This window comes from Oryzifoliimicrobium ureilyticum (assembly GCF_037199735.1).
In the GTDB taxonomy this organism is placed as follows: Bacteria; Pseudomonadota; Alphaproteobacteria; order Rhizobiales; family Rhizobiaceae; genus Rhizobium; species Rhizobium ureilyticus.
The window spans coordinates 1-25,291 of record NZ_JBBBVQ010000025.1; the positions used below are offsets into that span (position 1 = coordinate 1).

At 55.6% G+C, this 25,291-nt stretch carries 21 protein-coding genes, 3 tRNA genes and 2 pseudogenes; 25 read left to right on the top strand and 1 reads right to left on the bottom strand.

Annotated features, from left to right (window positions below; genetic code table 11):
* Positions 1–10: 10 nt before the first annotated feature.
* Positions 11–1,036: pseudogene (locus VQ830_RS24590) on the bottom strand (IS110 family RNA-guided transposase); the annotation flags it as partial.
* Positions 1,037–1,666: 630 nt separating this feature from the next.
* On the opposite strand from VQ830_RS24590, the gene VQ830_RS24600 reads away from it, so the two are divergent.
* From VQ830_RS24600 to VQ830_RS24720, 25 genes and pseudogenes are all read left to right on the top strand, one after another.
* Positions 1,667–1,743: transfer RNA gene (locus tag VQ830_RS24600), tRNA-Asp, on the top strand.
* Positions 1,744–1,812: 69 nt separating this feature from the next.
* A tRNA-Asp gene (locus tag VQ830_RS24605) sits at positions 1,813–1,889 on the top strand.
* A 69-nt stretch (positions 1,890–1,958) separates the two neighbouring features.
* Positions 1,959–2,035, top strand: a tRNA-Asp gene (locus tag VQ830_RS24610).
* Positions 2,036–2,283: 248 nt separating this feature from the next.
* Complete coding sequence (locus VQ830_RS24615) at positions 2,284–2,649, top strand: NADH-quinone oxidoreductase subunit A (RefSeq protein WP_337270808.1); 366 nt, start codon at positions 2,284–2,286, stop codon at positions 2,647–2,649.
* A complete protein-coding gene (locus VQ830_RS24620; protein ID WP_337270809.1) occupies positions 2,640–3,227 on the top strand; it encodes a NuoB/complex I 20 kDa subunit family protein in 588 nt (195 codons plus the stop codon). The genes VQ830_RS24615 and VQ830_RS24620 overlap by 10 nt, the downstream gene beginning before the upstream one ends.
* 12 nt (positions 3,228–3,239) lie before the next feature.
* A complete protein-coding gene (locus VQ830_RS24625; protein ID WP_337270810.1) occupies positions 3,240–3,842 on the top strand; it encodes an NADH-quinone oxidoreductase subunit C in 603 nt (200 codons plus the stop codon).
* A gap of 278 nt (positions 3,843–4,120) precedes the next feature.
* Positions 4,121–5,311, top strand: a complete 1,191-nt coding sequence (locus VQ830_RS24630; RefSeq protein ID WP_337270811.1) for an NADH-quinone oxidoreductase subunit D — start codon at positions 4,121–4,123, stop codon at positions 5,309–5,311.
* Positions 5,312–5,584, top strand: coding sequence for a hypothetical protein (locus VQ830_RS24635; protein ID WP_337270812.1), 273 nt, complete (start codon positions 5,312–5,314; stop codon positions 5,582–5,584).
* 16 nt (positions 5,585–5,600) lie between these two features.
* Positions 5,601–6,386 (top strand): annotated as a pseudogene (gene nuoE / locus VQ830_RS24640) (NADH-quinone oxidoreductase subunit NuoE); the annotation flags it as partial.
* A 126-nt stretch (positions 6,387–6,512) separates the two neighbouring features.
* Positions 6,513–6,701: a hypothetical protein gene (locus VQ830_RS24645; protein ID WP_337270813.1), complete on the top strand. Its 189-nt coding sequence runs from the start codon at positions 6,513–6,515 to the stop codon at positions 6,699–6,701.
* Between the two features lie 3 nt (positions 6,702–6,704).
* On the top strand, positions 6,705–8,009 hold the full coding sequence (gene nuoF / locus VQ830_RS24650) for an NADH-quinone oxidoreductase subunit NuoF (protein ID WP_337270814.1): 1,305 nt from the start codon (positions 6,705–6,707) through the stop codon (positions 8,007–8,009).
* A 257-nt stretch (positions 8,010–8,266) separates the two neighbouring features.
* Complete coding sequence (nuoG, locus tag VQ830_RS24655; RefSeq protein WP_337270815.1) at positions 8,267–10,348, top strand: NADH-quinone oxidoreductase subunit NuoG; 2,082 nt, start codon at positions 8,267–8,269, stop codon at positions 10,346–10,348.
* Positions 10,349–10,359: 11 nt separating this feature from the next.
* Positions 10,360–11,403 (top strand): NADH-quinone oxidoreductase subunit NuoH, encoded by a 1,044-nt coding sequence (nuoH, locus tag VQ830_RS24660; RefSeq protein ID WP_337270816.1) that lies wholly within the window; start codon positions 10,360–10,362, stop codon positions 11,401–11,403.
* Positions 11,404–11,443: 40 nt separating this feature from the next.
* The gene (gene nuoI, locus VQ830_RS24665) at positions 11,444–11,935 is read left to right on the top strand and encodes an NADH-quinone oxidoreductase subunit NuoI (protein ID WP_337270817.1); all 492 of its coding nucleotides are present in this window, start codon (positions 11,444–11,446) and stop codon (positions 11,933–11,935) included.
* A 118-nt stretch (positions 11,936–12,053) separates the two neighbouring features.
* Positions 12,054–12,668 carry an NADH-quinone oxidoreductase subunit J gene (locus VQ830_RS24670; protein ID WP_337270818.1) on the top strand — a complete coding sequence of 205 codons (615 nt, stop codon included), beginning with the start codon at positions 12,054–12,056 and terminating at the stop codon, positions 12,666–12,668.
* 26 nt (positions 12,669–12,694) lie between these two features.
* Positions 12,695–13,003 carry an NADH-quinone oxidoreductase subunit NuoK gene (nuoK, locus tag VQ830_RS24675; protein WP_337270819.1) on the top strand — a complete coding sequence of 103 codons (309 nt, stop codon included), beginning with the start codon at positions 12,695–12,697 and terminating at the stop codon, positions 13,001–13,003.
* A 7-nt stretch (positions 13,004–13,010) separates the two neighbouring features.
* The gene (nuoL, locus tag VQ830_RS24680; protein WP_337270820.1) at positions 13,011–15,008 is read left to right on the top strand and encodes an NADH-quinone oxidoreductase subunit L; all 1,998 of its coding nucleotides are present in this window, start codon (positions 13,011–13,013) and stop codon (positions 15,006–15,008) included.
* A complete protein-coding gene (locus VQ830_RS24685; RefSeq protein ID WP_337270821.1) occupies positions 15,008–16,519 on the top strand; it encodes an NADH-quinone oxidoreductase subunit M in 1,512 nt (503 codons plus the stop codon). The genes nuoL and VQ830_RS24685 overlap by 1 nt, the downstream gene beginning before the upstream one ends.
* 18 nt (positions 16,520–16,537) lie before the next feature.
* Positions 16,538–17,983, top strand: a complete 1,446-nt coding sequence (gene nuoN / locus VQ830_RS24690; protein WP_337270822.1) for an NADH-quinone oxidoreductase subunit NuoN — start codon at positions 16,538–16,540, stop codon at positions 17,981–17,983.
* Positions 17,983–18,747 carry a biotin--[acetyl-CoA-carboxylase] ligase gene (locus VQ830_RS24695; RefSeq protein ID WP_337270823.1) on the top strand — a complete coding sequence of 255 codons (765 nt, stop codon included), beginning with the start codon at positions 17,983–17,985 and terminating at the stop codon, positions 18,745–18,747. The genes nuoN and VQ830_RS24695 overlap by 1 nt, the downstream gene beginning before the upstream one ends.
* 17 nt (positions 18,748–18,764) lie before the next feature.
* Positions 18,765–20,435, top strand: a complete 1,671-nt coding sequence (locus VQ830_RS24700; protein ID WP_337270824.1) for a ribonuclease J — start codon at positions 18,765–18,767, stop codon at positions 20,433–20,435.
* A gap of 209 nt (positions 20,436–20,644) precedes the next feature.
* Positions 20,645–20,920, top strand: coding sequence for a DUF1467 family protein (locus tag VQ830_RS24705; protein ID WP_337270825.1), 276 nt, complete (start codon positions 20,645–20,647; stop codon positions 20,918–20,920).
* A 705-nt stretch (positions 20,921–21,625) separates the two neighbouring features.
* Positions 21,626–22,948 (top strand): proline--tRNA ligase, encoded by a 1,323-nt coding sequence (gene proS, locus VQ830_RS24710; protein WP_337270826.1) that lies wholly within the window; start codon positions 21,626–21,628, stop codon positions 22,946–22,948.
* A 10-nt stretch (positions 22,949–22,958) separates the two neighbouring features.
* Positions 22,959–24,263: a lipoprotein-releasing ABC transporter permease subunit gene (locus VQ830_RS24715; RefSeq protein ID WP_337270827.1), complete on the top strand. Its 1,305-nt coding sequence runs from the start codon at positions 22,959–22,961 to the stop codon at positions 24,261–24,263.
* Between the two features lie 15 nt (positions 24,264–24,278).
* Positions 24,279–24,962 carry an ABC transporter ATP-binding protein gene (locus VQ830_RS24720; RefSeq protein WP_337270828.1) on the top strand — a complete coding sequence of 228 codons (684 nt, stop codon included), beginning with the start codon at positions 24,279–24,281 and terminating at the stop codon, positions 24,960–24,962.
* Positions 24,963–25,291: the final 329 nt, after the last annotated feature.

Sequence of the window (25,291 nt, forward strand, 5' to 3'; positions counted from 1 at the left end):
TAGACAACCATCAGGACAACCGGGATATCGTCGACGCGCCTTCCGTGGTGCTGGTGTCGCGCGGCTCATAAGCGCGCTGGTCACGCAGGATCTGGAAGGCGATCGTCAAAAGCTTGCGCGCAATGGCAACACGCGCCTTGTTTACTCCTCTTATCTTCAGATGTTCGTACTGAACTCGCAACTGCGGGTCCGTGGCGATGGCCGGCTGGACGGCCTCGACGAAGGCCCAGCGCAGCCACTTGTTGCCCTGCTTGATGATCTTGCCGTGGAAGGTCTTCCCGCCGCTCGAATAGGTCGAGGGCACCAGACCGGCATAGGCGGCGAGCTTCTTCGGATTGCGGAACCGCGATATGTCGTCGATCTCGGCATCGATCAGCCTTGCAAAGAACTCGCCGATACCGGGGATCGTCTTCAACAGCTTGACGTTGCCATTGGTCTTCGTCATCACCCGGATCGTCGCCTCCGACTGCTTGATCCGGCCGTCGATGTCGCCGATGAAGGCAAGACCACGGTCGATCTGGATACGGTCGACCTCCGACACATTGAGTGCGGCGAGCTGCTGGCGTCCAGCCTTGCCGAACAAGTCGCCCAGCTTCTTCAACTGCGCCGTCTGCTCCGGATAGCGATCGAATACCGTCACGATGCGGTTCTTCGTCATCGTGCGCAGCCGCACGTAAAACATCCGCTCGCGCAGGGCGACGCGCAGCTCTCGGGCCTTGTCGCTCGGAGCCCAGGCCTCCGGCACCAGGTCGGCCCGCAGCAGATGCGCCAGCACCGTCGCGTCGATCTTGTCGGTCTTGATCTTGGCGTCGGCGATCGCCTTCACCTTCAACGGATGGGCGAGAACGACATCATCACAAATGTCGTCGAGCCAGTCGTACATCACCATCCAGTTGCGCGTCGCTTCGACAACCGCATGGCTGTTTTCCCGGTAGCGTTCGAGAAACCCACCGAGCGACTGGCGATCGTTCTTCACCCGGCCGGATCTCAGCGTCTTGCCGCTGCTGTCCTGGACGACAAGGTGGCTATAGGATTTGNCTCGACGACGGCATGCGAGTTCTCGCGATACCGTTCGAGAAACCCACCGAGCGACTGGCGATCGTTCTTCACCCGGCCGGATCTCAGCGTCTTGCCGCTGCTGTCCTGGACGACAAGGTGGCTATAGGATTTGTGGTAGTCCACTCCGATATGGTATTCATAAGAGGCAGTCATGCTTCCAACTCCCTTGTTGAGATCTGCGAAACCCCAATAAGGTAAGCCTAAAGGCTGGAAGTGTGACTGTCCCTCGATCATCACCGGCATCTCAGTGATCCATTCTCTCAGCGGGCGCGGCCTCTTTCATGCCACCTCCTGTGGAAAAGCTGGCTTAGCGCGGAGGAGGGCGCGCTGACAACCGTCACGACGTTGCTGACCCAAGGTGACGAGATGGTCCAGTCTCAGTGCTGCACATCTCCGGCATTTGAAGGCTAATGAAGCACTATTTTTGTGACGGAAGGGACCGCCTTTGCGAGCGTAAGAAGTGGACATGTGAACATTTATGAGCTTGTCACCGATTTGTCGTCCGAACGTGCTTGACACATAAAAGCGAACCCCGTAGTTAGCCGCACATCGAAGCGGCCGGTCTGCTTTGCCAGGGATGCGGATACGTCCGGATCGGAAATGAAATGCGGGTGTAGCTCAGTCGGTTAGAGTGCCGGCCTGTCACGCCGGAGGTCGCGGGTTCGAGCCCCGTCACTCGCGCCATCATTTCTGGTACGTCAGCGTACTCTAACGCTAGAAACCTTGTGTAGAAGGTCCGGAAACGCCATATGCGCGGGTGTAGCTCAGTCGGTTAGAGTGCCGGCCTGTCACGCCGGAGGTCACGGGTTCGAGCCCCGGCACTCGCGCCATCATTTCTGGTACGTCAGCGTACTCTAACGCTAGAAACCTTGTGTAGAAGGTCCGGAAACGCCATATGCGCGGGTGTAGCTCAGTCGGTTAGAGTGCCGGCCTGTCACGCCGGAGGTCGCGGGTTCGAGCCCCGTCACTCGCGCCATACTTCCTGACAGATATGCAATTTCGAGAGAGCGGCCTTGCGTAATTGAGGCAGTTGCGGCTGATTGCCGCTATCGCCGCATTCTTGCCGCATGAAGCTGCATCGCAGTACCGAAATGGGATTCTAAAAGTCTTGCACATAAGTCACGGCTGCGCTAACCACGGGCCTGTTGCAACGCATGTTCGCTTGCCGGGCAATTGCCCGATTGTGCGCCGGAACGGCGCAGCCGGCAGGCAGGGATGAACCTGATGACTGATCTTCTCAGTTCTTATCTTCCGATCGCGATCTTCATCGCGATTGCGCTCGTGATCGGCTTGGCACTTTTGATTGCGCCGTTCGCCGTCGCCTACAAATCTCCGGATCCTGAAAAGCTTTCCGCCTACGAGTGCGGATTTAACGCATTTGACGACGCGCGCATGAAGTTCGACATCCGATTCTACTTGGTGTCGATTCTCTTCATTATTTTTGACCTTGAAGTCGCCTTCCTGTTTCCTTGGGCCGTTTCCTTCGGCACGATCGGCTGGTTCGGCTTCTGGTCCATGATGGTTTTCCTTGGCGTGCTGACCATCGGCTTCATTTATGAATGGAAGAAGGGAGCCCTCGAATGGGAGTAGCCCGCACAGACAATACGTCGCTCGTGGCGCCGCATCCAAAGGATGTGATCGATCCTGCGACAGGCAAGCCTATCGGTAGCGATAGCGCTTTCTTCGGCGAGATTAACGACGAACTGGCCGATAAAGGGTTTCTCGTTACGTCTACCCGCGATCTCATCACCTGGGCACGTACCGGTTCGTTGATGTGGATGCAGTTCGGTCTAGCTTGCTGCGCCGTTGAAGGCCTAATGCAGGCCTCCGGTCCGCGTTACGACATGGAACGCTTTGGTGTGGCTCCTCGTGCCTCGCCGCGTCAGTCGGACGTTATGATTGTAGCTGGTACGCTGACGAACAAGATGGCGCCGGCTCTGCGTAAGGTCTATGACCAGATGCCGGAGCCTCGGTACGTCATCTCGATGGGCTCCTGTGCCAATGGCGGCGGTTATTACCACTACTCCTACTCGGTGGTGCGTGGCTGCGACCGGATCGTTCCGATCGATATTTACGTTCCTGGCTGTCCCCCCACTGCAGAGGCATTGCTTTACGGCGTATTGCTTCTGCAGAAAAAGATCCGCCGCACCGGCACGATCGAGCGTTGAGGCGGGATTGATATGAGCGAAGCGCTTTTCGAAATTTCAACTTATCTGCGTGAGATGCGCGGCGGCGACATACTTGAAGCAACCGTTGCAAACGCAGAGCTGACCGTCACGTCGACGCCGGAAGCGATTATCGGCCTGCTGACGTTCCTTCGGGATGATCCACGATGCGGTTTCGTCAGTATGATCGATATCTGCGGCGTTGACTGGCCGAGCCGTGCCAAACGTTTCGATGTCGTTTATCATCTCCTGTCTCCGAAGCGGAACGAACGGATCCGTATCAAGGTCGCTCTTGCTGACGGCGAGTCGGTTCCTTCGGCTACCTCGGTGTTCATGGGTGCTGATTGGTTCGAGCGTGAGGCCTGGGATCTTTATGGTATTCCATTCTCAGGTCACGCCGACCTTCGTCGCTTGTTGACCGACTACGGTTTCGACGGCCATCCGATGCGCAAGGACTTTCCACTCACGGGATATGTCGAGCTGCGCTACGATGACACGGCGAAGCGTGTTGTTTACGAGCCTGTCGAGCTTCGGCAGGAATTTCGCAGTTTTGACTTCTTGAGCCCTTGGGAAGGCACGGATTACATCCTGCCTGGAGACGAGAAAGCCAAAAGCTAAGGTTAGTTTGGTCGAGTGTGGCGGACCATCTTGTCCGTCGCGCACTGATAAGAATAAGCCGTTAGCCGTCCAGTTTGAGGCGGTGTGCGGGATGCCTGCTGCACTAAGTCATTTCGATGCCTCGTCAAGGTAATGGGCGCATGCCTGCTTTGCCTTCACCTTCAGGTGGTTCGGCGCGGTTGTTAGGGCGAGATGTGATGGGTGGGACGTGATATGAAGACGAACAAGAATATTGCTGGTGGCCATCGGGCCGATCTTTGCAATGCGGAGCTTTGCGCATGACTGAACATAACGTCCGCAACTTCACCATCAACTTTGGTCCAGAGCATCCGTCGGCGCACGGCGTTTTGCGTCTGGTTCTGGAACTGGACGGTGAAATCGTAGAGCGCGTCGATCCGCATATCGGGCTGCTTCATCGCGGCACGGAAAAGCTGATCGAGGCCAAAACTTATCTGCAGGCGCTGCCATACTTCGATCGTCTCGATTATGTCGCACCGATGAATCAGGAGCACGCGTTCTCGCTCGCGGTCGAAAAACTCCTGAAGCTCGAGATTCCGATCCGTGGACAGCTCATTCGCGTCCTTTATTCCGAGATCGGGCGTATCCTGTCTCACATCATGAACGTGACGACGCAGGCCATGGACGTCGGCGCGATGACTCCGCCAGTCTGGGGTTTTGAAGAACGTGAGAAACTCATGGTGTTCTACGAGCGCGCTTCAGGTGCTCGTATGCACGCGGCCTACTTCCGGCCAGGTGGCGTCCATCAGGATCTGCCGCATCAACTCGTCGAAGATATCGGTGCTTGGTGCGATCCATTTATTAAGGTGCTTGACGATATCGAAGGCCTGTTGACTGACAACCGCATTTTCAAACAGCGAAATGTCGATATCGGCGTAATCTCTCTTGCTGATGCGTGGTCCTGGGGCTTTTCGGGCGTGCTGGTGCGTGGCTCGGGTGCTGCGTGGGACCTTCGCCGGTCGCAGCCTTATGAATGCTATTCTGATCTCGAATTCGATATTCCGATCGGTAAGAACGGTGACTGTTACGACCGTTATTTGATTCGCATGATGGAAATGCGCCAGTCTGTGCGCATCATGAAGCAGTGCGTCAATCGCTTGCTCGGTGACGCCAAGACCGGCCCGATTTCCTCGACGGACGGTAAGATTGTGCCGCCAAAGCGCGGCGACATGAAGCGTTCCATGGAAGCGCTGATCCACCACTTCAAGCTCTACACTGAAGGCTATCACGTGCCTGCCGGTGAAGTTTATGCTGCCGTTGAAGCGCCAAAGGGTGAGTTCGGCGTCTATCTTGTGGCGGATGGCACGAACAAGCCTTATCGCTGCAAGATCCGCGCCCCTGGTTTCGCGCATTTGCAAGCGATGAATTACATGTGCACAGGCCATCAGCTTGCCGACGTCACGGCCGTTCTCGGATCTCTTGATATCGTGTTCGGTGAGGTTGACCGATAAATGAAAATCGGGCTGGCGGTATTTCTCTTCGTCCTCAGCGCTTTTAGCGCCGTGGCGGAGGATTCCGACGGCCTTGGCCTGAAGCTCGGGGGCGAACAACCCGTCAAACCCGGTTCCGTGGCAACCATGAGCGAACTTCTTGCAGGCGGTTATCAAATCAAAGCCGCGATTCCCAATGGTAGCAAGTTCGTGATATTTCTACAGAAAGACCGTTCCGCCTATGCCTGTGAGATGCAGTCGCTGACAGCATCGCGGTGTGGGACCATAAACTGATAAGGCGTGAGGAAGAATGTCCGTTCGTCGACTAGCCGAAGATCAATTTCAGCCATCTGCATTTGCGTTCAGTGACGACAATGCGGTGTGGGCGGAAAAGACGATCCAGAAATATCCCGCAGGTCGCCAGCAATCTGCTGTGATCCCGCTTCTGATGCGGGCACAAGAGCAGGAAGGGTGGGTCACGCGGGCAGCGATCGAGAAAATCGCCAATATGCTGGATATGGCCTATATCCGCGTTCTGGAAGTGGCGACCTTCTATACGCAATTTCAGTTGCAGCCGGTTGGCACTCGCGCGCACGTGCAGGTCTGCGGCACGACGCCATGCATGCTCCGCGGGTCAGAAGACCTGATGTCTGTCTGTCGCAAGAAGATCCACCAGCAGCCGTTTCATCGCAATGAAGAGGGTACACTCTCCTGGGAAGAGGTCGAGTGTCTCGGTGCATGCGTGAATGCGCCGATGATCATGATCGGTAAGGATACCTATGAGGACCTTACCCCGGAGCGTTTGGAAGAAATTATCGACACTTTTGCTGCCGGCAATGGCGCGAGCGTTAAACCAGGTCCGCAAATCGACCGTCATTACTCGGCGCCGATCGGCGGCTCGACCGTCTTGAACGGCGACGTGACGCCGGTGAAAACCTGGGTTGACGAAAGCCGTCCGGCCGAGGGTGCCTCGGTCCCTCCATCGGAAGCAGGGCGGCCGAAGAGCACGGACGCAGAAACCAACGCGGCGCTGAAGACGCCTGCCACGGAACCTGCCGCCGCAGCAAAAAATGCAAAGGAAGTCGAGAAGGCGCCTGAACAGCCTTCCGGCGAAAAGGCAAAGCCTAAGAAGTAGACTGATCGCAAAGGAAATATGCGGAAGTTCTCGCCAAGAGCGGTGAAGCCGAATATAGCAAGGCAATCAGTTTAAACGGAAATGGAAATGAGCACAGACCTCGACAGGCAAGCTGAAGGAACGATGCGGCACAAGACCGCGGCATTCAGTCTACGGCTGTCGAACATCTTACCCGTAGGGCAATATGTCTTTGGGGTAGAACAGCACTCAGCGCATCGATGCGGTAATGATTGCACCGACCAGCGTTTCAATGCTTTGGATGAATCGGCGGAATAAGCGATGTTAGAAGACAAAGACCGCATTTTTACCAATATCTATGGCCTGAAGGACAAGTCGCTGAAAGGCGCCATGAGCCGCGGCCATTGGGATGGCACCAAGCAGATCCTTGAAAAAGGACGCGACTGGATCATCGAAGAAATGAAGGCGTCAGGTCTTCGTGGACGCGGCGGAGCAGGATTTCCGACGGGACTGAAATGGTCGTTCATGCCCAAGCAAAGCGACGGGCGTCCGCACTATCTCGTCGTAAACGCAGATGAGTCGGAGCCGGGGACTTGCAAAGACCGCGACATCATGCGTCACGATCCGCACACGCTGATTGAAGGTTGTTTGATCGCGTCCTTTGCCATGGGCGCTCATGCGGCTTACATCTATGTTCGTGGCGAATATATTCGTGAGCGGGAAGCGCTGCAGGCCGCGATCGACGAGTGCTATGATGCTGGTTTGCTCGGCAAGAACAACAAGCATGGCTGGGACATGGACATCTATGTCCACCATGGCGCTGGCGCGTATATCTGCGGCGAGGAAACCGCACTTCTTGAAAGTCTCGAAGGCAAGAAGGGCCAGCCACGGCTAAAGCCGCCTTTCCCAGCCAACATGGGCCTTTATGGCTGTCCGACTACGGTGAACAACGTCGAATCGATCGCAGTAGCGCCGACCATCCTTCGTCGCGGCGCAGGCTGGTTTTCAGCCATCGGACGTCCGAACAATGTCGGCACGAAGCTTTTCATGTTGTCGGGCCATGTGAACCGTCCATGCACGGTGGAAGAGGCTATGGGCATCACGTTCCGCGAGTTGGTCGATCGGCACGCGGGCGGTATTCGCGGCGGGTGGGACAATCTTCTCGCGGTCATTCCTGGCGGTGCCTCGTGCCCGATCGTTCCGGCAAAAGATATTATGGACCTGCCGATGGACTTTGACGGGCTTCGCTCCGTTGGTTCCTCGTTCGGAACGGCTGCAGCGATAGTCATGGACAAGTCCACCGACGTGATCAAAGCGATCGCTCGAATCTCTGCCTTCTTCAAGCATGAAAGCTGTGGTCAGTGCACGCCATGCCGCGAAGGGACTGGCTGGATGTGGCGCGTCATGGAACGCATGGTGAAGGGCAATGCGCGCAAGAGCGAAATCGATATGCTGTTCCAGGTAACCAAGCAGGTCGAAGGTCATACGATTTGCGCGTTGGGTGACGCTGCGGCCTGGCCGATCCAGGGCCTCATCCGTAATTTCCGCCCGGAGATCGAAGCCCGCATCGATCAGTACACTGCCCGCGCGTTGGATGACGGCGCGGTTATGGAAGCCGCCGAATAGACGCGGAAGGGCGATAACCCTTCAATGATCTGCCTGATGCGGCGGATGTGACAATGCCGGGGCGCGAAAGGCTTGCGACCTGGAGGGCAATACAGCGGTATCGTTCTCGCTATTTTGGTGCCAGACGTCTGGCGAAGGCAGAGCGACCCAGGGATTTGTTGGCATGTTTGCATGGAAGGCCGGGTCCGCACATGCAACGTGTTGCACAACGAGATGTCTGTCGGTAAGCGACGGACTGCAAACAGGACTGAATGACGATGGCAAGATTGAAGATTGACGGCAACGAGATCGAAGTTCCCGATCATTTCACGTTGCTGCAGGCATGCGAGGAAGCGGGCATCGAAGTTCCGCGGTTCTGCTTCCACGAGCGCCTTTCGGTCGCCGGCAATTGCCGCATGTGCCTGGTGGAGGTAAAGGGCGGTCCGCCCAAGCCGCAAGCTTCTTGCGCTATGGGCGTGCGCGATATTCGCGGTGGTCCAAACGGCGAGTTGGCCGAAGTCTTCACCAATACGCCGATGGTCAAGAAGGCACGCGAAGGCGTGATGGAATTCCTGCTGATCAACCATCCGCTGGATTGCCCTATTTGCGATCAGGGTGGCGAGTGCGATCTTCAGGATCAGGCAATGGCCTTCGGTATTGATTCTTCGCGCTACAGCGAAGACAAGCGTGCCGTCGAAGACAAATATATCGGGCCTCTCGTCAAGACAGTGATGAACCGCTGCATTCACTGCACGCGTTGTGTCCGCTTCACCACCGAAGTCGCAGGCATTGCTGAACTTGGTCTGATCGGGCGTGGCGAAGATGCCGAGATTACAACCTATCTTGAGCAAGCAATGACATCCGAACTTCAGGGCAATGTGGTTGACCTTTGCCCGGTCGGCGCGCTGACGTCCAAGCCCTTCGCTTTCACGGCACGTCCTTGGGAGCTTGGCAAGACCGAATCGATTGACGTCATGGACGCTCTTGGATCGGCCATCCGTGTCGATACGCGCGGTCGCGAAGTCATGCGCATCTTGCCGCGCGTCAATGACGACATCAATGAAGAATGGATTTCAGACAAAAGCCGCTTCATCTGGGATGGCTTGAAGACGCAGCGTCTTGATCGTCCTTATATTCGTCGGGACGGGCGTTTGACGCCGGCGACCTGGGGTGAGGCTTTTGAAGCTGTCAAGTCGGCCGTGTCGGCCACGACTGGCGATAAGATCGGCGCGATCGCCGGAGATCTGGCATCCGTCGAAGAAATGTACGCATTGTCGGAGCTTGTCCGCTCGCTGGGGTCGGAGAACCTCGACTGTCGTCAGGACGGGGCAGCACTTGACCCGTCCCTCGGCCGCGCAAGCTATGTTTTCAACCCGACGATCATGGGCATCGAGCACGCGGATGCGCTGCTCATCGTGGGTGCCAATCCGCGGTTCGAAGCAGCCGTGCTCAATGCGCGGATCCGCAAGCGCTGGCGTCGCGGCAACTTCCCGATCGGTGTGATCGGGGAGGGTGGAGAGCTGCGCTATGATTACGAGTATCTAGGTGCAGGCACCGATACGTTGGCCGATCTGGCTGCTGGCAAGCTCGGCTTCTTGGAAGTCTTGTCGAAGGCTGAGCGTCCGATGATCATCATCGGGCAGGGCGCGTTGACACGTCCTGACGGAGCGGCAGTGCTTTCTGCTGTTGCCGATCTGGCCGGCAAGGTCGGAGCGGTCACGGACGGCTGGAATGGTTTCGCGGTCCTGCATACGGCGGCATCGCGCGTCGGCGGTCTGGACCTTGGCTTCGTTCCCGGGCCAAAGGGCAAGATCGCTGTGGAAATGTTGAGCGCCATGGACGTGCTCTTCCTGCTCGGTGCGGATGAGCTTGATTTCTCGCAAAAGTCGGCGAAGTTCACGGTCTATATCGGAAGCCATGGCGACAACGGCGCCATGAACGCCGATGTCATCCTACCGGCCGCGGCCTATACCGAAAAGTCCGGAACCTGGGTGAATACAGAAGGCCGTGTTCAGCTCGGATATCGGGCCGGTTTTGCTCCGGGTGAAGCGCGCGAAGATTGGGCTGTCTTGAGAGCGCTTTCGGATGTGCTCGGCAAGAAGCTGCCGTTTGATTCTCTTGCTCAGCTTCGGGCTCGGCTCCATGCCGCTCACCCCCATTTCGCGGAAGTCGATGAAATCGCTCCTGTCGATAGCGCCCAAATTGCCGCACTCGCGAAAAAAGGCGGGACCATGGCAAAATCCGGGTTTGCGTCGCCGGTCAAAGACTTCTATTTGACGAACCCGATAGCACGCGCATCAGCCGTCATGGCCGAGTGCTCGGCGCTGGCCCGCAACAATTTCAAAGTCGCGGCTGAGTAAGGGCAGAAACCATGGATTCTTTCTTTTCGACCTACGTCTGGCCGGCGATCATTATGGTCGGGCAGTCTTTGCTTCTGCTCGTCTGCCTCTTGGTCTTCATCGCCTACATTCTCCTTGCCGACCGTAAGATCTGGGCAGCAGTTCAGCTGCGTCGCGGACCGAACGTCGTCGGGCCATTTGGTCTATTCCAGTCTTTTGCGGACCTTGGAAAGTTCATTCTCAAGGAGCCGGTTATCCCGGCGGGTGCAAACAAGGGCGTCTTCCTGCTGGCGCCGCTCGTGACTGTGCTTCTTGCTCTCTCGACCTGGGCCGTGGTTCCGGTTGCGCATGGATGGGTGATCGCCAACATCAATGTCGGCATCTTGTACATCCTGGCGATTTCCTCTCTTGAGGTTTACGGAATCATTATGGGCGGTTGGGCTTCCAACTCCAAATATCCGTTCCTCGGTGCGCTCCGCTCTGCTGCGCAGATGGTGTCTTACGAAGTCTCTATCGGTCTTGTGATCGTGACGGTTCTTCTCTGCGTAGGCTCCTTGAATCTGACGGACATCGTGATGTCTCAGCAGACGGGTCTCGGCACCAAGCTTGGTTTGCCACCATCCATTCTGGACTGGCACTGGCTGTCGCTGTTCCCGATGTTCATCGTCTTCTTCATTTCGGCTTTGGCTGAAACGAACAGACCTCCGTTCGATCTTCCGGAAGCCGAATCCGAACTCGTCGCCGGCTTCATGGTTGAGTATGGTTCATCTCTCTACATGATGTTCATGCTTGGCGAATATTGCGCGATCGTTCTGATGTGCTCGCTGACGACGATCCTTTTCCTTGGTGGCTGGCTGCCACCTGTGGATTTCTGGCTGCTGAATTGGGTGCCTGGTATTGTTTGGTTCATGCTGAAGTCCTGCTTGGTCTTCTTCATGATCGCAATGGTGAAGGCATTCGTTCCGCGTTACCGCTACGACCAGCTGATGCGCCTTGGCTGGAAGGTGTTCTTGCCTCTGTCGCTCGCTATGGTCGTTATTGTCGCATTCGTGCTGAAGCTGACGGGATGGGCGTGATCATGCCTGTCTCCAGTTTTAGTCATCGTGGAGGTTAAAGATGGCCGCTTTGTCAAACGCCGTCAGCTCGCTCTTTCTGAAAGAATTTGTCTCGGCTTTCTGGCTGACCTTTCGTTATATCTTCAAGCAAAAGGCGACGGTGAACTACCCCTTTGAGAAGGGACCGGTTTCCCCAAGGTTCAGAGGCGAACATGCTTTACGCCGGTATCCGAACGGCGAAGAGCGGTGCATCGCCTGCAAGCTTTGCGAGGCGATCTGTCCCGCGCAGGCGATTACCATCGAGGCCGGTCCTCGCCGCAACGACGGAACGCGCCGTACGGTGCGTTACGACATCGACATGGTGAAGTGCATTTACTGTGGTTTCTGCCAGGAAGCTTGCCCGGTTGACGCGATCGTCGAAGGTCCGAACTTTGAGTTTGCGACAGAGACGCGCGAAGAGCTTTATTTCGACAAGGCCAAGCTTCTGGACAATGGCGATCGCTGGGAGCGAGAAATCGCTCGTAACATCGCTATGGATGCTCCGTATCGCTGATCATAATTCAAGTGCCGGGAAAGGTTTTCCGGCTGAAACATTGGGGCGCTGTCGTGAGGCACGTTCCGGCGGGCTGGCTGGCTAACCGCCGCCCGGGGAAGATGAAAAAGGCACCAACATGGGTCTGCAGGCTCTTTTTTTCTATCTTTTCGCCTTTGTCGCGGTCGCGTCGGCGTTCATGGTGGTCTGGGCGAAGAACCCTGTCCATTCGGTTTTGTTTCTCATTCTAGTCTTCTTCAACGCTGCTGGCCTTTTCCTGCTCCTCGGCGCTGAATTCCTGGCCATGCTGCTGTTGGTGGTCTATGTCGGCGCCGTTGCGGTTCTCTTCCTGTTCGTTGTGATGATGCTTGACATTGACTTCAAGGCACTTCGTTCCGGCGCGTTGAGATATGCCCCGGTGGGCGCCTTGATCGGTATCATTCTGGCTGCCGAGCTGGTGATCGTGGTTGGCGGCAGCGTGATTTCGCCGAACGTTGCCAAGACGGTTGCCATGCCGATCCCGCCAATCAGCCAGAGAACGAATACCGCAGCGCTCGGCGACATCCTCTATACGAATTACGTCTACTTCTTCCAGATCGCAGGCTTGGTCTTGTTGGTCGCGATGATCGGGGCGATCGTTCTGACATTGAAGCATCGCCAGGATATCAAGCGTCAGAACATTGCCCGTCAGGTTGCTCGCACCCCCGCAACGTCCATTGAGGTCGTTACGGTCAAGCCAGGCCAAGGTCTCTAGGCCGGGCTCGCAAAGGATAAGAAATAATGGTCATCGGACTTTCCCACTATCTGACGGTCAGCGCCATCCTCTTCGTGCTCGGCGTCTTCGGCATCTTCCTGAACCGGAAGAACATCATCGTTATCCTGATGTCGATCGAACTCATTTTGCTTGCGGTCAACATCAACATGGTCGCCTTCTCGTCGTTCCTCAACGATATCGTCGGCCAGGTCTTTGCATTGTTCATTCTGACAGTCGCGGCCGCAGAAGCTGCGATCGGTCTTGCTATTCTCGTCGTCTTCTACCGTAATCGCGGATCGATTGCCGTGGATGACGTCAATATGATGAAGGGCTGAGCGGCTCATGTTCCTCTATAAAGCGATCGTCTTTCTTCCCCTGATCGGCGCGATCATTGCCGGCCTGTTTGGCCGTGCGATTGGTGCGAAGGCTTCGGAATATGTAACCACTGGTCTTATGTTCGTTGCGGCGATCCTGTCTTGGGTCGTCTTCTTCACGGTGGCCCTCGGTCACCCCGATGGTGTGATCAAGGTCGAGGTTCTTCGTTGGATACAGTCGGGCGGCATTGACGTCTCCTGGTCTCTGCGGATTGACACGCTGACCTCGGTCATGTTGATCGTCGTTAATACGGTGTCGACTCTCGTTCACCTCTATTCGATCGGCTATATGCATCATGATCCGCATCGGCCGCGCTTCTTCGCCTATCTGTCGCTGTTCACCTTTGCGATGTTGATGCTGGTAACGTCGAACAACCTCGCGCAGATGTTCTTCGGCTGGGAAGGCGTCGGTCTTGCGTCCTATCTGTTGATCGGCTTCTGGTACACGAAGCCTTCGGCGACGGCTGCTGCGATGAAGGCTTTCATCGTGAACCGCGTTGGCGACTTTGGTTTCGTTCTCGGTATATCAGCCATCTTCGTGCTGTTCGGATCGATCAACTTCGATACGATTTTTGCCAATGCTCCAAGCTTTGCGCCGGCTGAAGCAGGGGGTGAGGGCGGACAAGTCTTCCTGACATTATTCGGCATGCATCTGGACAAGGCACACGCGCTGACGGCAACCTGCCTTCTGCTGTTCATGGGTGCGATGGGTAAATCGGCTCAGTTCCTCCTGCACACTTGGCTTCCGGACGCGATGGAAGGCCCAACACCCGTTTCGGCGCTCATTCACGCTGCGACCATGGTCACGGCAGGTGTGTTCCTTGTTGCGCGCATGTCGCCGATTTTCGAACTCTCGCCAGATGCTTTGGTGTTCGTGACCTTGATCGGCGCTATTACGGCGTTCTTCGCAGCGACTGTCGGTCTCGTTCAAAACGATATCAAGCGCGTCATCGCCTATTCGACCTGCTCTCAGCTGGGTTACATGTTCGTGGCGCTCGGCGTTGGTGCATACGGTGCGGCTGTCTTCCATCTCTTCACCCACGCCTTCTTCAAGGCGCTGCTGTTCCTATGCGCCGGTTCGGTCATCCACGCTGTGGATGGTGAGCAGGACATGCGGCATATGGGTGGGCTGCGTTCGCACATCAAGATTACCTTCTGGATGATGATGATCGGCACCTTCGCCATCACGGGCGTCGGGATTCCCTTCACGCCGATCGGTTTCGCAGGCTTCTTCTCGAAAGACGTGATTATCGAGGCAACTTATGCATCGCATTCGCCGCTCGCCGGCTTCGCCTTCACGCTTCTGGTTGTCGCTGCGGCATTCACGAGCTTCTACTCATGGCGCCTGATCTTCCTGACCTTCTTTGGAAAGCCCCGTGCGTCGCATGAAGTCATGCATCACGTCCATGAGTCGCCGAGCGTCATGCTCATTCCGCTCTACGTTCTCGCTTTAGGGGCGATCTTCGCGGGCGTTCTCTTCGAAGGCCGCTTCTTCGGCGAGGAATATGGCGAGTTCTGGAAAGGCGCGCTCTTCACCGGCAAGGAAAACGAATTGCTCGAGCAGTTCCATCATGTCCCGGCGTGGGTTGGCCTCAGCCCGTTCATCGCGATGGTCATCGGCTTCGTCACGGCATGGTTCATGTATATCAAGTCGCCCTCCACTCCGAAAGCTTTGGCCGAATCACAGCGCGGTCTTTACAAGTTCCTTCTCAACAAGTGGTACTTTGACGAGCTTTACGACTTCTTGTTCGTACGCAGTGCAAAGGCACTTGGCCGCTTCTTGTGGCAGAAGGGCGATGTTGGGGTCATCGACGCCTATGGTCCGAACGGCGTAGCCGCTCGCGTGGTCGACGTCACCAACCGCGTCGTTCGCTTGCAGACCGGTTATCTCTATCACTATGCATTTGCGATGCTTCTCGGCATTGCAGCTCTCGTTACCTGGATGATGCTCGGAGGGTCTATCTGATGACCGATTGGCCCATACTTTCAACGGTCACGTTTCTGCCGCTCGTCGGTGTCGTGCTTCTGCTCCTGATGAACGGTGAAGGCGCCAACGGGCGTCGGAACGTTCTGAATATCTCGCTTGCGACGACGATCGTAACCTTTGTCGTTTCGCTGTTTATCTGGATTGGCTTCGACAGCGCCAATCCCGGTTTCCAGATGATCGAGAAGCATGGCTGGCTCGGCACCGGCATGGGTTATCACGTCGGGGTCGACGGCATTTCCATGCTGTTCGTTATTCTCTCGACGTTCCTGATGCCCTTCTGCGTGCTGGCGAGCTGGTTCTCTATCGAGAAGCGTCTCAAGGAATACATGATCGCCTTCCTGGTACTCGAAGTGATGATGGTCGGCGTTTTCGTATCGCTCGATATCGTTCTCTTCTACGTGTTCTTCGAGGCAGGGCTCATTCCGATGTTCCTTATCATCGGCGTGTGGGGTGGGCAGAACCGCGTCTATGCGAGCTACAAGTTCTTCCTCTATACGCTGCTTGGCTCTGTGTTGATGCTGCTTGCCATCATGGCGATGTACTGGCAGGCTGGTACGACTGACATTTCCGCTTTGCTTGCCTATAAGTTCCCGCCGGCCATGCAGACATGGCTATGGCTTGCGTTCTTCGCGTCCTTCGCCGTGAAAATGCCAATGTGGCCGGTCCATACCTGGCTGCCGGATGCGCACGTTCAGGCGCCAACCGCAGGATCAGTTATCCTGGCTGGCGTTCTCCTGAAGCTTGGCGGCTATGGATTGATCCGTTTCTCACTGTCGATGTTCCCGGTTGCCTCAGAGCATTTCGCGCCGCTCGTTTTCGCAATGTCGGTGATCGCAATCATCTATACGTCGCTCGTTGCGATGATGCAGGACGATATTAAGAAGTTGATTGCCTATTCTTCGGTCGCTCACATGGGCTTCGTGACCATGGGTATCTTCGCAGCCAATGCGCAGGGCATTCAGGGCGCCATCTTCCAGATGCTGTCGCACGGAATTGTTTCCGGCGCTCTCTTCCTCTGCGTTGGCGTGGTCTATGACAGAACCCATACTCGCGAGATTGCCGCTTATGGCGGTCTGGTCAACAACATGCCGAAATACGCCGTCGCGATGATGGTTTTCACCATGGCCAATGTTGGTTTGCCAGGCACGTCCGGCTTCATTGGAGAGTTCCTGACCTTGATCGGTGTTTTCCGTGCCAATAGCTGGGTAGCACTTTTTGCCGCGACGGGGGTGATCCTGTCGGCCTGCTATGCGCTGTGGCTCTATCGCCGCGTCATCTTCGGCGCGCTTGAGAAGGAAAAGCTTAAGAAGCTTCTCGATCTTTCGCCGCGTGAACAGGTGGTGCTTTATCCTCTGATCGCGCTGACAATTTTCTTCGGCGTCTATCCAGCTCCGGTCTTCGATGTCACTGCGGCATCAGTTGACCAGTTGATCCATAGCTATTCGGCCGCCGTCGATGCAGCGCGCAATGTCGCTCTGTCGATGAAGTGATGACGGGATTTTTGGAACATGAACTCTGACTTGATTACCACAAGCCTGCATCTGGCGGTTCCGGAAATCATCCTCGCAATTGCGGCGCTGGTTCTTCTGATGATTGGCGTTTTCTCGGGCGAACGGTCAGGCAAGACGGTCGGCGCACTGGCAATGGTTGTCTTTGCTGTCGCGGTCCTATGGCTGATCTTTTTCCCTGCAGAGGGACGCGGCTTCGGCGGCGTGTTCATCGCCGACGGATTTGCCCGCTTCATGAAGGTCACAGCGCTGATAGGCTCGTTCGCGGCGCTTTTCATGTCGATGACGCATGCGCGGGAAAGTCAGCTCGATAAATTTGAATATCCTGTGCTGCTGACGCTTTCGACACTCGGAATCTTGCTGATGATCTCGGCGGGCGACCTGATTTCGCTTTACCTCGGGCTCGAGTTGCAGTCGCTGGCAATTTACGTGATTGCGGCTATCAATCGCGACCATCTGAAGTCGACTGAGGCAGGTCTCAAATATTTTGTCCTCGGCGCTCTGTCTTCGGGCATGCTGCTTTATGGAATGTCGCTGGTTTACGGTTTCACTGGCCATACACAGTTCATTGATATCGCCAAAGCGCTCACGATGGACGGCACGCGCTCTTTGGGTCTCGTGTTTGGTCTGGTGTTCATCCTCGCCGGTATCGCCTTCAAGATTTCTGCCGTGCCTTTCCATATGTGGACGCCGGACGTCTATGAAGGCGCACCGACGCCGGTGACTGCGTTTCTGGCAAGCGCGCCGAAGATTGCCGCCATGGCAATGATGGTGCGTATCGTGATCTCCGCGTTCCAGCCGATCCTTCCCGATTGGCAGCAGGTCATTATCTTTATTTCGATCTGCTCCATGCTGCTGGGATCTTTTGCTGCAATCGGCCAAAGAAACATCAAGCGACTGATGGCCTATTCTTCTATTGGTCATATGGGATACGCTCTGGTCGGTCTTGCGGCAGGCAATCAGGCTGGCGTGTCCGGTGTGATGCTTTATATGCTGATCTACATGGTAATGACGCTCGGCAGCTTCGCGATCATCATGTCGATGCGTCGCAAGGATGGAACTGTTGTCGAAGACGTGAGCGATCTGGCCGGACTGTCGTCCACTAATCCATTCATGGCGACTGTTCTGACCATTCTGATGTTCTCCCTTGCGGGCATCCCACCGATGGCTGGCTTCTTCGCGAAGTACTTTGTGTTTGTCGCTGCCATTCAGGCAAAGCTCTATGGCCTTGCTATTATCGGCGTTCTCGCCTCCGTCGTCGGCGCTTACTACTACCTGCGCGTCATCAAGCTGATGTGGTTCGATGATGCCGTGGCTGAGTTTGCTGGGCCATCTTTCACGCACAAGGTTGTCTTCAGCATTTCAGGCGTGTTTATCCTGGCATACGTTATCTTTGGTGGACCCATCGGCGGCGCCGCCGAGCTAGCGGCAGCGACTCTCTTCTGATGAGCGTACCAGTGAGGCGCTGGATGTCGATCGACGATTTCCGGCATGAGGCGCTGACTGAAACACCATCGACGAATACCGAGTGTATCGCCCGCGCCCGCGCGGGCGATACCGGTTTATTGTGGATCACGGCCGACAGACAAACGGCTGGCCGAGGCCGCAGAGGACGTTCGTGGACCTCAGAAGGCGGCAACCTTTACGCGTCTCTTCTTTTGATCGATCCTGCGCCAATGGCAAGGCTCGGTTCACTTCCGCTAGCAGCTGCCGTTGCGGTCCACCAAGCTATCCGCCAGGTTCTTCCTCCTGAAGCACGTCCCTTGGAGGTGAAGTGGCCGAACGATGTCATGATTGGTCGGAAGAAAACATGCGGGATCCTGATTGAGAGCGAATTAGGGAAAGACGGAAGATTAGCGGTCGTTGTCGGTATCGGCATAAACGTAAGGGTAAAGCCTAATCACGGGCTTTACCCGGTAACAAGTTTGGAAGATGAAGGCAGTGCTGCTTCGCCTGATGAATTGTTCGCGCGCCTTTTTTCCTCAATGGCATATGTCCTCGATTTGTGGGACGAGGGGCGGGGCATTGCCGACATCATGAACTACTGGCGTAGTGTTGCTTGCGGGGTTGGTGAGGCTATCACTGTCAACCTCCCGGATCGTTCGATCAGCGGGCGGTTCGCGGGGATTGACGATGACGGGCTGTTGAAGCTGCAGACCGCCGCAGGCACAGTAATGTCGATCGCCGCGGGCGACGTCTTCTTTGGATAGTGGAAAAAAGCGAGAAAATGGCAAAGCAGGACGAACTGGTATTTTTGCCGCTGGGTGGCCTCGGCGAAATCGGTATGAATCTGGCCCTCTATGGCTTTGGGCCGGCTGACCTACGCCAGTGGATCATGGTCGATTGCGGTGTGACTTTTCCTGGTCCAGATCTTCCCGGTGTCGATCTGGTTTTGCCAGATATCCGCTACCTCGCTGGCGAGCACAAAAGACTAAAGGGCATCTTCATCACGCATGCGCATGAAGATCACTACGGTGCGCTGGCCGATCTGTGGCCTGGCCTTAATGTGCCCGTCTATGCTTCTGGATTTACGGCAGGTCTCCTCGAAGCCAAGCGGAACTTTGAAAAGGCAGCTCTCAAGGAAATCCCCATCACGCCATTCAAGGCCGGTGATCGGATTAACGTCGGGCCATTCAGCGTGGAAGCTGTGGCTGTCAATCATTCGATCCCCGAGCCGATGTCGCTGGTCATTCGCACGCCGCTCGGCAATATTGTCCATACCGGCGATTGGAAGATCGACTATGAGCCTTCGCTTGGTCCGTTGACGGACGAGGCGCGTTTTCGCGCCCTGGGCGACGAAGGCGTTTTGGCACTGATGTGCGACTCGACCAATGCCTTGCGCGATGGTGTCTCACCATCCGAAAAGGACGTGTCTCAAAGTCTTCGCAAGCTCATCGAGAATGCCGAAGGAAGAGTTGCGATCACCACTTTCTCCTCGAATGTCGGCAGAATACGAACGATTGCCGAGGCCGCCGAGGCTGCTGGGCGCGAAGTTCTGCTTCTCGGCAGCTCGCTGAAAAGGGTCGTCGAAGTTTCGCGGGAAATCGGCTTGATGGAAGGCGTGAAGCCATTCATCTCCGAAGAGGATTACGGTTATATCCCGCGCGACAAAGTCGTTGTGATCCTGACAGGCAGTCAGGGAGAGCCGCGTGCAGCGCTTGCCAAGCTCTCGCGCGATGAGATGCGCAATGTGGCTCTCTCGTCCGGAGACATTGTCGTGTTTTCTTCGCGCGCAATTCCCGGCAACGAGAAGGCCATTCAAGATATCAAGAACGGACTCGTTGAACAGGGCGTGCATGTGGTGACGGATGCAGAGGCGCTCGTGCATGTATCCGGCCATCCGCGTCGGAACGAGCTGCAGAAAATGTATGAGCTAATACGTCCAGCGATCCTTGTGCCGGTGCACGGCGAAGCGACGCACTTGGTCGCGCACAAGGAGTTGGCCGAGCAATCCGGCATCAAGCAGGTGCCGCGTGTGCGCAATGGTGACATTCTTCGCCTGGCGCCGGGTTCGGCCGAAGTCATCGATGAAGCACCTCATGGCCGGATCTTCAAAGACGGTCAATTGATCGGCGACTTTGACGAAATGGGAATTGGTGAACGCCGCAAACTCTCATTTGTGGGGCATGTTGCTGTCAATGTCGTTTTGGATGCGCGCTTTGATATCACGGGTGAACCCGAAATCGTTCCGGTTGGCTTGCCGGTCTACGATCACGAGGGCGAGGATATGGAAGACACGCTTTATGACGCGGTCGTTGGTGCGATTGACAGCATTCCGCGCGCGCGCCGAAAGGATCTCGACCTTTTGCAGGAGTCGGTGAAGCGGGCTGTTCGGGCAACAGCCAATCATGTTTGGGGCAAGAAACCAGTGGTGACGGTTTTCATCACGAAGATTTAGCCAATCCCATAGTGAATCAATTGCTTCTCGGGAGATGAAAATCAATCAGAGCGACAACGACCTGTCACCCTACAGGTTAAAAGTCCTCTGTGCGGCTACGATGACTGAGGTCAACTCGTGCGACATTCTGCACTTTGGAACAATGCGCATCCCCCCACGACATCGGGGCGGAAAGACTCTATGCTAGGCGCGTTGATCGGGAGGATGTTATGTTACAAATCATTTTACAGGCCTTTGCTGTCTATTTCATCGTTTGGTGGTTGACGTTGTTCGCAGTTTTACCGATCGGATTAAGGACGCAGGCCGATGAAAAGGATGTCGTCTTGGGAACGGTCGCCAGTGCTCCCGCCAGGTTTCGGCCGATTTTCACCTTCTCGCTGACAACCCTGATTTCTGCGCTAATCTATGTAGGATGGTACGTCTCATCTACCTACTTTGGGTGGGGCTTCGATGCCTTGCCGCAGATTGGCCCTCATTTTCAATGAGGCTCAGATGATGACGAAAAGGTCGGTGCCTTTTTAATAGGCAAAATCGGACGACGATGTTCCGGCCCTAGGGAGCATCTGTCGTGTCATCAAATATTTATCGAAGCGCTGTAAGACAGAAACTGGTTCGAGAGCACCAACACCGATCAATCTCGATGCTACAAAGTAAAAAAAAACAAGGCTAAAAGCCTTGTTTTAAAGTATCGCGTGATCCTTAACCGTTGCCGGGGCTGCGAGCGAGCGCGCCTAAGATCTGATCCTCCCAAGACTTGACCGCGAATTGGCAATGATTTTCTTCAATGCCTGTTTTATGGGCTTAAGTTAGCTTAAACATTGAGCCTTGTCACGCAGTTTTTTGGTATTTTGGTGACACTCGGGCATATTTTTCCACCGCTGCAAATTTCGCCTTAATTGTTTGAACGTAATCGTCGCGCTGCTTCGCCGTCGCGCGGGGCGTCATATTCTTTGATGAATATTGTTGTGTACCGAGGCATTGCTTTAATGCAACTGGCGTTTTGAGAGCCTCGTCTTCACTGTTCTCTACAATATCCTTCGTTCCTATTCTTGATCTTATCCATCTTCCTTATCGCTTCCAGAATGGACGGGTTTTCTTCCTGTCAGGAAGCGGCTAAGAACGCACCCAAAGACGAAATAATGTCATGATTCCGCTTTCTAAGGCGGATCTCAACTGTTGTGGAATATGTCATGCGCCTTAGCCGCTTTTTCATGCCGATTCTGAAGGAAAATCCGAAAGAGGCGGAGATCGTTTCTCACCGCCTGATGCTCCGGGCCGGTATGATCCGTCAACAGAGTCAGGGTATTTATTCTTGGCTTCCGCTGGGAAAGAAAGTTCTCGATAAGGTCTGCACCATCATTCGCGAAGAGCAGGATCGCGCTGGCGCCAACGAAATCTGGATGCCGACGATCCAATCCGCGGATCTTTGGGTCGAAAGCGGCCGTTATAACGACTATGGCAAGGAGATGCTGCGCATCAGCGACCGCCAGGAACGGCCTATGCTGTACGGCCCCACCAACGAAGAAATGGTAACGGATATTTTCCGTTCTTACGTCAAGTCATACAAGAATTTGCCGCTGAACCTCTATCATATCCAGTGGAAATTCCGGGACGAAATCCGTCCGCGATTTGGAACCATGCGCTCGCGCGAGTTCCTGATGAAGGATGCCTATTCCTTTGACCTGACGAAGGAAGATGCGATCCATTCCTACAATAAGATGTTCACCGCTTATCTTCGCACCTTCACGCGGCTCGGACTGCGCGCGATCCCCATGCGCGCCGACACCGGACCGATCGGCGGCAATCATAGCCACGAATTCATTATTTTGGCGGAAACCGGCGAGTCGGAAGTTTTCTGCCACCGAAACTTTGTCGATTTCGATATTCCTGCCGAAGATACCGATTTCGACAATGTTGCGGGCCTCCAGGCCATCTTCGATAAGTGGACATCGCTATATGCCGCCACTTCCGAAATGCATGATGCGACCGCCTTTGACGCCATCCCGCAGGAAGAGCGTTTGTCCGCGCGCGGTATCGAGGTCGGCCATATCTTCTATTTCGGCACAAAATACTCAGAACCCATGGGGGCGAAAGTACAGGGGCCAGACGGCAAGGAACATCTGGTTCATATGGGATCTTACGGGATCGGTCCTTCGCGCCTCGTTCCTGCCATCATCGAAGCGTCGCATGATGAAAACGGAATCATCTGGCCGGCCTCGGTTTCGCCATTTGATGCAGTGGTCATCAACATGAAGGCTGGAGATGCTGCCTGCGACAGCGCTTGCGAAAAGATCTATTCGTCTTTGACCAATGCAGGCAAGGACGTTCTTTATGACGACACGGATGATCGCGCAGGCACCAAGTTTGCCACAGCTGATCTTATCGGCGTCCCCATGCAGATCATTGCCGGACCGCGTGCTGTTGCCAATGGCGAAGTCGAAATCAAGGATCGCCGAACCGGTGAGCGTGAAACGATGACGATCGAGGCAGCGATCAACAGGCTGTCGGCCTAAGGGAGGCAATATGGCGAAGGCAAAGGCGGAGCAGGCGTCGAGCAAAGTTCCGCGCGTTGGAAGCAGGCCCTTTGGCGCGCTTGAGCGTATCGTCGCCTGGCGCTATCTGCGGGCGCGCCGAAAAGAGGCTTTCATCTCCGTCATCGCCGGTTTTTCCTTCATAGGTATCATGCTCGGTGTTGCGACTTTGATCATCGTCATGGCCGTCATGAATGGGTTCAGGACGGAGCTGATATCGCGGATCCTCGGCATCAATGGTCATATGATCGTGCAGCCTTTGGATAAGCCGCTGAACGATTACGTCGCTATGACTGATCGTATTTCGGCGGTCCCTGGTGTGAAATACGCATTCCCGCTTGTTGAGGGGCAAACGCTCGCTTCTGGGCAGGGCGGAGCAGGCACTGGCGCGTTGGTTCGTGGCATCAGGTCAGAAGACCTGAAAAAGCTAAAAACGGTCGCGACAAATATCAAGCAAGGCGATATGTCGAGCTTTGATACCGGCGAGGGTGTTTTGATCGGCTCGCGCATGGCCACCCAGCTGGGCTTGCAGGTCGGTGACAACATCACGCTGATTTCACCGGATGGTGACGTCACCCCGATGGGCGTCAATCCGCGGGTCAAGTCCTACAAGGTTTCAGGCATCTTTGAGATTGGCATGTCTGAATATGATGCCTCGATTATCTATATGCCGCTCCAGGAGGCACAGCTTTATTTCAATGCTGAAGGCCTTGTTCAATCCATCGAAGTCTTCGTCAATGATCCTGACGCCATCGACACGATGCGCCCGAAGATCGAAGAGGCCGCCAAGGAACAGGTTGGGATTACCGACTGGCGCCAGCGTAACCAGACATTCTTTTCTGCACTTCAAGTCGAGCGCAACGTCATGTTCATGATCCTGACGTTGATCGTGCTCGTTGCAGCATTGAACATCATCTCGGGCTTGATCATGCTCGTGAAAGACAAAGGAAGCGATATCGCCATCCTGCGGACCATGGGCGCAAGCTCAGGCGCCATCATGCGGATTTTCTTCATGACGGGTGCGGCAATCGGTATTGTCGGCACGCTTGCCGGCGTTGGTCTTGGCGTCCTTGTCTGCGTGAATATAGAAAAAATCCGTGAGTTCTTCTCGTGGGTTTCAGGGACGGTGCTTTTCGATCCGCAACTGTATTTTCTGAGCCAGCTGCCGGCCGAAATGAACCTTCGCGAGACGCTCTCGGTGGTGGTGATGGCACTGTCGCTTTCTTTCCTTGCGACCATCTTTCCCGCTTGGCGCGCGTCGAGGCTCGACCCCGTCCAGGCACTTCGCTACGAATAAGGAATAACGATCTCGATGACGCGGAATACCGTTTTGAAGCTTACCGGGGTCGAACGCCATTACGGGCAAGGCGAAACGGTTCTAACCATCCTTAAAGGCGCCGATTTTTCTCTTTCGAGAGGCGAAATGGTCGCCTTGGTCGCCCCCTCTGGGACAGGAAAATCAACGCTTCTTCACCTTGCAGGTCTGCTGGAGCAGCCAGATGCGGGGGAAGTGTCGATCAACGGTCAGTTGTGCAATGGCCTTCCAGATCAGAAGCGGACGGCTATTCGTCGCTCAGAAATCGGGTTCGTTTACCAGTTTCACCATTTGCTGCCGGAGTTTTCTGCACTCGAAAACATCATGATCCCGCAGATGATCGACGGCCTGTCAAAGGCCGAAGCTAAGACGCGGGCAAGCCAGCTGCTCGATTACATGCGCATCGGTCATCGCGGCACGCACCGTCCGGCCGAGCTTTCCGGCGGCGAGCAACAGCGCGTGGCGATAGCCCGTGCCGTCGCCAATGCGCCGCGTCTGCTGCTCGCCGACGAACCCACTGGCAATCTTGACCCGGGAACGGCGAATTACGTTTTCGATGCGCTAGAGGCCTTGGTCCGCCAATCGGGACTTGCCGCATTGATTGCGACGCACAACCACGAGCTTGCCTCAAGGATGGATCGTCGCGTGACCATCTCCGAGGGAAAAGTCGTCGACTTCTGAGAGAGCAGACGCTTTTTACGTCCGCCGGGCGCCGTGAAGCCAGACCTCCTCAGCATTGATAGGCTTAGAGTGTTTGCCGCCTCTCTGGGTAAGGGGCCGAAGAGTGCATGCGGCTTTGCGCTTGCGGAGCAAGGACCGTCGATCAATAGAGAGCACTCCCTCTAGCGCGTCATGCCATGACGTCTTGATCCCTAGCGCAAATTCAGATCATACGCCAAGCGATGTTAACTATGTCTCCGCTTGACCGCAGATTTCCGCTTGACGGAACGAACAAAAATAGAACAAAATAAGAACATAGAAAGAAGGAGAGTCCGATGTCACTGATCGTA